Source organism: Streptomyces sp. NPDC050423, assembly GCF_040655445.1.
Lineage (GTDB): Bacteria > Actinomycetota > Actinomycetes > Streptomycetales > Streptomycetaceae > Streptomyces.
The window spans coordinates 35,562-42,898 of sequence record NZ_JBFAJY010000050.1 but is presented as its reverse complement, the minus strand read 5'-3'; the positions used below and the strand labels follow the sequence as shown (position 1 = coordinate 42,898).

Below are 7,337 nucleotides of genomic sequence, written 5' to 3'. Positions count from 1 at the left end.
GTAAAGGCGACCGCTCCGGCGGGTGCGCCGCAGGCCGCGGAGGCTGTGGAGATCGTCGAGGAGTCCGCGGTCGTGGAGAGCCCTGAGCCCGTAGAGGCCGAGCCCGCCGCCGAGGCGCCGCGCGGCCGTGCCCGGCGCAGGGCCTCCGCCCCGGCCGGTGCCCCGCAGGCCACCCGGACCGAGTCCGCCGAGCCCGTAGCGGCAGCAGAGCCCGCAGAGGTCACCGAAGAGGCCGAGTCCACCGAGCCCGTGGAGGCCCCGCGCGGCCGCCGCCGTGCGGTCCGCAAGGCCACCGCCCCGGCCGGTGCCCCGCAGGCCGCCGAGGAGCGCACCGAGGTCCAGACGGGCGAGAGCCTGCCCGAGACCGCCGTCGAGGAGCTGGCCGCCGAGACCGCCGAGGTCGAGGAGGCCGCCCCGCGCGGCCGCCAGCGCCGCCGGGCCACCGCCGCGGCGGGCCGGCCCGAGTTCACCGGCAAGGTCGAGGAGCCCGTGCGCAGGAGCCGTGGCGCGGCGCGCCCCTCCGTCGCCGTGTTCCAGGCCCCGGTCTTCGCCGAGCCGATGTTCCAGACCCCGGAGACCGCCGCGGCCGCGGCCGCCGCCGAGGTCCCCGCCTCGCAGGACGAGGAGTCCGAGGACGAGATCGCGACGGCCGAGGAGCAGACCCCGGCCGCCGAGACGCCCGCTCCCGCCGAGGCCGCCCCGCAGGGCGGTTCGCGCCGCCGTCGCCGCCGTCGTGGTGAGGCCGCCGAGACCGAGCCCGCCGCCGCACCCGCTCCGGCCGCCGCCCCGGTGGAGGAGCAGGCCGAGGAAGAGCACGAGCCTTCGAGCGAGCACGACGCCGAGCACGACGGCGAGGACACCGACGAGTACGGCGACCGGCCCTCGCGCCGCCGCCGTCGCGGTGGCCGCCGTCGCCGTCGCGGTGAGTCCGCCGAGGACGAGGGCGGCGAGCAGCACACCGACGACTCCTCCGACCACTCCGGCGACGAGCACGAGCGCGCCCACGAGTCCGAGGACGAGGGCGACGACGACAGCGACAACGACGACGACTCCGGTGCCTCCGGATCGAGCAGCAGCCGCCGTCGCCGTCGCCGCCGCCGTCGCAGCGGTGACTCCTCGTCCGACGCCGAGAACGGCACGGACGACCCGGAGCGCACGGTCGTCAAGGTCCGCGAGCCCCGTAAGAAGGAAGCTGAGCGCGAGCCCGGCACCGGCTTCGACGAGGTCCAGTCCATCAAGGGCTCGACCCGTATGGAGGCCAAGAAGCAGCGCCGTCGCGAGGGCCGCGAGCAGGGCCGCCGCCGGGTCCCGATCATCACCGAGGCGGAGTTCCTGGCCCGCCGCGAGGCCGTCGAGCGCGTCATGGTCGTCCGCCAGAGCGGCGAGCGCACCCAGATCGGTGTTCTTGAGGACAACGTGCTCGTCGAGCACTACGTCAACAAGGAGCAGGCCACCAGCTACGTCGGCAACGTCTACCTGGGCAAGGTCCAGAACGTCCTGCCGTCCATGGAGGCCGCCTTCGTCGACATCGGCAAGGGCCGCAACGCCGTCCTGTACGCCGGTGAGGTCAACTTCGAGGCGCTCGGCATGGCCCACGGGCCGCGCCGTATCGAGACCGCGCTCAAGTCCGGCCAGTCAGTCCTCGTCCAGGTGACGAAGGACCCGATCGGCCACAAGGGCGCCCGCCTCACCAGCCAGGTCTCGCTGCCCGGCCGCTACCTGGTCTACGTGCCCGAGGGCTCGATGACCGGGATCAGCCGCAAGCTGCCCGACACCGAGCGCGCCCGGCTCAAGACCATCCTCAAGAAGATCGTTCCCGAGGACGCGGGCGTCATCGTCCGCACCGCCGCGGAGGGCGCGAGCGAGGACGAGCTGCGCCGCGACGTCGAGCGGCTCCAGGGACAGTGGGAGGACATCCAGAAGAAGTCGAAGAGCAGCGGCAGCTCCAACGCGCCGACGCTGCTCTACGGCGAGCCGGACATGACCGTCCGGGTCGTCCGCGACATCTTCAACGAGGACTTCTCCAAGGTCATCGTCAGCGGTAACGAGGCGTGGGACACCATCCACGGCTACGTCTCGCACGTGGCGCCCGACCTGACGGACCGGCTGTCGCGGTGGACCTCCGAGGTCGACATCTTCGCGACCTACCGGATCGACGAGCAGCTCATGAAGGCGCTGGACCGCAAGGTCTACCTGCCGAGCGGCGGCTCGCTGGTGATCGACAAGACCGAGGCGATGGTCGTCGTCGACGTCAACACCGGCAAGTTCACCGGCCAGGGCGGCAACCTGGAAGAGACCGTCACCAAGAACAACCTGGAGGCGGCCGAGGAGATCGTCCGCCAGCTGCGCCTGCGCGACCTCGGCGGCATCGTCGTCGTCGACTTCATCGACATGGTGCTGGAGTCCAACCGGGACCTGGTGCTGCGGCGGCTCCTGGAGTGCCTGGGACGCGACCGTACGAAGCACCAGGTCGCCGAGGTCACCTCGCTGGGCCTGGTCCAGATGACCCGTAAGCGGGTCGGCCAGGGTCTGCTGGAGTCCTTCTCCGAGACCTGTGTCCACTGCAACGGGCGCGGCGTGATCGTGCACATGGAGCAGCCCGCCTCGGTCGGTGGCGGCGGTGGCGGCAAGCGCGCCAAGAAGCGCGGCCGCGGCGGCTCGGGCCAGGACCACGAGCAGGACCACGACCACAGCCACGAGCACGAGCACGAGCTGAGCCACGACGACGAGGCCGAGACCGAGGCCGAGGTCGCGGCGGAGGTCGCCGCCCCGCTGGCGCTGCCCGAGCCGGAGTTCGTCGCGGACGAGGAGCTGTACAGCAGCCCGGCCGAGGCCGAGGCGGCCGCCGGGCGCGGCCGTGGCCGCCGTCGGGCGACGCGCAAGGCGTCGGCGCCGGCCGGTGCCCCGAAGGCGGCGTCCGCGCCGGCTCCGGTGGCCGAGCCGGCCGCGCGGCCGGAGCCCGTCGCGGAGCCCGAGCCCGAGCCGGAGCCGGTCGTCGAGACCCCGGCCGTCGAGGCGCCTGCCGCCGAGGCGCCCCAGGGCCGTACGCGCCGTCGTGCGACCCGCAAGGCGACCGCCCCGGCGGGTTCGCCCGCCGCGGCCGAGCCCGCCGCGGCCGAGCCGGTAGCGGCCGAGCCGGCAGCGGCCGCCGAGGAGCCGGTCTCCGATGCCGACCCGGTCGCCGCTGAGGACCCGGTGGTCGAGGCCCCGCACGTGGAGGCCCCGGCCGAGGAGCCGGCCGCGCCGCCGCGTGCCCGGCGCCGGGCGACCCGCAAGGCCACCGCGCCCGCGGGTTCCCCGGCCGGTACCGACGAGGCAGGGACCGTCGTGGTGACGGCCTCCGCCGAGTCCGAGCCCGAGTCCGCGTCCGACGCCGAGCCCGAGGCCGCACCGGCACCGGCCAAGAAGGCGGCCCGCAAGACCGCCAAGAAGGCCACCGCCAAGAAGGCGGCCACCACGAAGACGGCTGCCACGAAGACGGCCGCAAAGAAGACCGCCGCGAAGAAGACGACGGCCAAGAAGGCGGCAGCGAAGAAGACGGTGGCGGCGGAGCGGCAGGCGCCGTCCTCCGTCACGGCGTCGGCCGACGAGGTCTGACCCGACTCGCACCGTGCGCCCGTACGCAGCCGGACCGGTTCCGTCACAGGAACCGGGTCGGCTGCGTACGGGCGTCCGTCGAACCGCACCCTTCCCCGTGGACACGGAAGTCTGAGTACATGCGCAAGATCCAGAAGGCCGTCATACCGGCCGCCGGGCTCGGTACCCGGTTCCTGCCGGCGACCAAGGCGACTCCCAAGGAGATGCTGCCGGTGGTCGACAAGCCCGCGATCCAGTACGTCGTGGAGGAGGCCGCCGCCGCGGGGCTGAGCGACGTGCTGATGATCACCGGGCGCAACAAGCGTGCCCTGGAGGACCACTTCGACCGGAATTACGAGCTGGAGTCGGCGCTGACCCGCAAGGGCGACGACGAGCGGCTGGTGCGGGTCCAGGAGTCCAGCGCCCTGGCGACCATGCACTACGTCCGCCAGGGCGACCCGCGGGGCCTCGGTCACGCGGTCCTGTGCGCGGAGCCCCATGTGGGCGACCAGCCGTTCGCGGTGCTCCTGGGCGACGACCTGATCGACCCGCGCGACCCGCTGCTGTCCCGCATGGTGGAGATCCAGGAGCGCGAGGGCGGCAGCGTCGTCGCGCTCATGGAGGTCCCGCGCGAGCTGATCCACCAGTACGGCTGCGCCGCGGTGGAAGCCACCCCTCGGAGCGACGTCGTCCGGGTCACCGGGCTGGTCGAGAAGCCGGAGCCCGGCGACGCGCCCAGCAGTCTCGCCGTCATCGGACGCTACGTCCTGGACCCCGCGGTCTTCGGCGTGCTGCGCGAGACGGAGCCGGGCCGGGGTGGCGAGATCCAGCTGACCGACGCACTCCAGCAGCTGGCCGTCGACGAGAAGCTCGGCGGCCCGGTGCACGGTGTCGTCTTCCGCGGCCGCCGCTACGACACCGGTGACCGCGGCGACTATCTGCGGGCCATCGTCAGACTCGCCTGCGAGCGCGAGGACCTGGGCCCCGACTTCCGTACCTGGCTGCGCGGTTATGTAGCGACCGAGCTCTGAGAGGCTGTCGCGAGCCGTACGGCACCCGGACCCACCCGAGACACACGTACCAAGGACCAAGGAGAACCCTCATGATCGGCATGATTCTGGCGGCCGGCGCCGGCCGTCGTCTGCGCCCCTACACCGACACGCTTCCCAAGGCACTGGTGCCGGTCGGCCCGGAGGGCGACGAGGAGAGCCTGACCGTCGTCGACCTGACGCTGGGCAACTTCGCCGAGGTCGGCCTGACCGAGGTCGCGATCATCGTGGGCTACCGCAAGGAGGCCCTGTACGAGCGCAAGGCGGCCCTTGAGGCGAAGTACGGCGTCACCCTCACGCTGATCGACAACGACAAGGCCGAGGAGTGGAACAACGCCTACTCCCTCTGGTGCGGCCGTGACGCCCTCAAGGACGGTGTGATCCTCGCCAACGGCGACACCGTGCACCCCGTCTCCGTCGAGAAGACGCTGCTGGCCGCCCGCGGCGACGGCAAGAAGATCATCCTCGCCCTCGACACGGTGAAGAAGCTCGCCGACGAGGAGATGAAGGTCGTCGCCGACCCCGCGAAGGGTGTCCAGCGCATCACCAAGCTGATGGACCCGGCCGAGGCCACCGGCGAGTACATCGGGGTCACCCTCATCGAGGGCGACGCGGCCGATGAGCTGGCCGACGCGCTGAGGACCACGTTCGAGCGCGACCCCGACCTGTACTACGAGGACGGCTACCAGGAGCTCGTCAACCGCGGCTTCAAGGTCGACGTGGAGCCGATCGGCGACATCAAGTGGGTGGAGATCGACAACCACGAGGACCTGGCCAAGGGCAGGACCATCGCGTGCCAGTACTGACCCGGCTGATACCGGCGCCGGTCGTCGTCGACATCCGGGCGGGCGCCCTGGCGGACCTGGCGAGTGTGCTGGCCGACCAGCGCATCTCCGGTTCGGGGAAGCTGGCGGTCGCGATCAGCGGGGGCTCCGGCCGGGCGCTGCGGGAGCGGCTGTCGGCGAGCCTGCCCGGTGCCTCCTGGTTCGAGGTCGGCGGCGGCACGCTGAGCGACGCCGTCAAGCTGGCCGATGACATGAAGTCCGGGCGGTACGACGCCGTGGTCGGCCTCGGCGGCGGCAAGATCATCGACTGTGCCAAGTTCGCCGCGGCGCGCGTCGGGCTGCCGCTGGTCGCCGTGGCGACGAACCTGTCCCACGACGGTCTGTGCTCACCGGTGGCCACTCTGGACAACGACGCGGGCCGCGGCTCGTACGGTGTCCCGAACCCGATCGCCGTCGTCATCGACCTCGACATCATCCGTGAGGCCCCGGTCCGCTACGTGCGGTCCGGGATCGGGGACGCGCTCTCGAACATCTCCGCGGTGGCGGACTGGGAGCTCGCCCACCGGGTCAACGGCGAGGACATCGACGGACTGGCCGCGGCCATGGCCCGGCAGGCCGGCGAGGCCGTGCTGCGCCACCCCGGGTCCCTGGACCAGGACCGTTTCCTCCAGGTGCTGGCGGAGGGGCTGGTGCTCACCGGAATCTCGATGTCGGTCGCGGGCGACAGCCGGCCCGCCTCCGGCGCCTGCCACGAGATCAACCACGCCTTCGACCTGCTCTTCCCCCAGCGGGCGGCCAGCCACGGGGAGCAGTGCGGTCTGGGTGCGGCGTTCGCGATGCATCTGCGCGGCGCCCACCAGGAGTCCGTACGGATGGCCGGGACGCTGCGGCGCCACGGTCTGCCGGTGACCGCGCAGGAGATCGGGTTCAGCGTGGAGGAGTTCGTCTCGGTGGTCGAGTTCGCGCCCCGGACCAGGCCGGGCCGGTACACGATCCTGGAACATCTGGACCTGTCCCCGGACGGGATCAGGGAGGCCTACGCCGACTACGTCAGGGCGGTCGGGGCCTGAAACCGGGGCCCGGTTTGACCGGGGTGTCCGAGGCCCCGTAATCTTGACCGTCGGCGTTTGTTTCGCCACACCTCTGAGCAACTGACCTCCCGCTCGTACGGGAGAGGCCGCTCGTCCAATCCGGGTCATCACGGGTCCTCGGACCCGTGTGAGCGGCTGGCCTCAGGGGTTTTCGCTTCGAGTGAGAGTGAGATCCGCGTGTACGCCATCGTGCGCAGCGGTGGTCGGCAGCACAAGGTTGCTGTCGGCGACATCGTTGAGGTTGACAAGATTCCCACCGCCAGTGTTGGCGACACGGTAGAGCTCTCTACCCTGCTCGTTGTCGACGGCGACGCCGTGACCAGTGACCCGTGGGTGCTTGACGGCATCAAGGTCCAGGCCGAGATTGTGGACCACCACAAGGGCGCGAAGATCGACATCCTTCGCTACAAGAACAAGACCGGCTACCGCCGTCGCCAGGGTCACCGCCAGCAGTACACGGCGATCAAGGTCACCGGTATCCCCGCGGCTGCGAAGTAAGGGACTGAGGAGACATGGCACACAAGAAGGGCGCATCGTCCACCCGGAACGGGCGCGATTCCAATGCTCAGCGGCTCGGCGTGAAGCGCTTCGGCGGTCAGGCCGTCAACGCCGGTGAGATCCTGGTCCGCCAGCGCGGCACCCACTTCCACCCGGGCACGGGCGTCGGCCGTGGCGGCGACGACACGCTGTTCGCCCTCGCCGCAGGTGCGGTCGAGTTCGGCACGCACCGTGGCCGCAAGGTCGTGAACATCGTTCCGATCGCCGGCTGATTTTCGGCGCTCGTAGAGCGGTTTGACGTGGAGGCGGACCTCACTTCCTGTAACGGGAAGTGGGTC

6 protein-coding genes are annotated in these 7,337 nt (G+C 71.6%); all 6 read left to right on the top strand.

Annotated elements, in window-relative coordinates:
- Window positions 1-3,597: Rne/Rng family ribonuclease (locus tag AB0I52_RS29230; protein WP_363077629.1), on the top strand; the 3,597-nt coding region annotated here is incomplete at its 5' end.
- A 119-nt stretch (window positions 3,598-3,716) separates the two neighbouring features.
- Window positions 3,717-4,607, top strand: coding sequence for a UTP--glucose-1-phosphate uridylyltransferase GalU (gene galU, locus AB0I52_RS29225; RefSeq protein WP_363077627.1), 891 nt, complete (start codon window positions 3,717-3,719; stop codon window positions 4,605-4,607).
- A gap of 71 nt (window positions 4,608-4,678) precedes the next feature.
- Window positions 4,679-5,431, top strand: coding sequence for a phosphocholine cytidylyltransferase family protein (locus AB0I52_RS29220; protein WP_363077625.1), 753 nt, complete (start codon window positions 4,679-4,681; stop codon window positions 5,429-5,431).
- Window positions 5,419-6,480 (top strand): iron-containing alcohol dehydrogenase family protein, encoded by a 1,062-nt coding sequence (locus tag AB0I52_RS29215; RefSeq protein ID WP_363077623.1) that lies wholly within the window; start codon window positions 5,419-5,421, stop codon window positions 6,478-6,480. Before AB0I52_RS29220 ends, AB0I52_RS29215 begins: the two co-directional genes overlap by 13 nt.
- Before the next feature lie 198 nt (window positions 6,481-6,678).
- The gene (gene rplU, locus AB0I52_RS29210) at window positions 6,679-6,999 is read left to right on the top strand and encodes a 50S ribosomal protein L21 (protein WP_024494442.1); all 321 of its coding nucleotides are present in this window, start codon (window positions 6,679-6,681) and stop codon (window positions 6,997-6,999) included.
- A gap of 14 nt (window positions 7,000-7,013) precedes the next feature.
- Entirely contained in the window at window positions 7,014-7,271 is a 258-nt protein-coding gene (gene rpmA, locus AB0I52_RS29205; protein ID WP_018103204.1) for a 50S ribosomal protein L27, read from the top strand.
- Window positions 7,272-7,337 lie beyond the last annotated feature (66 nt).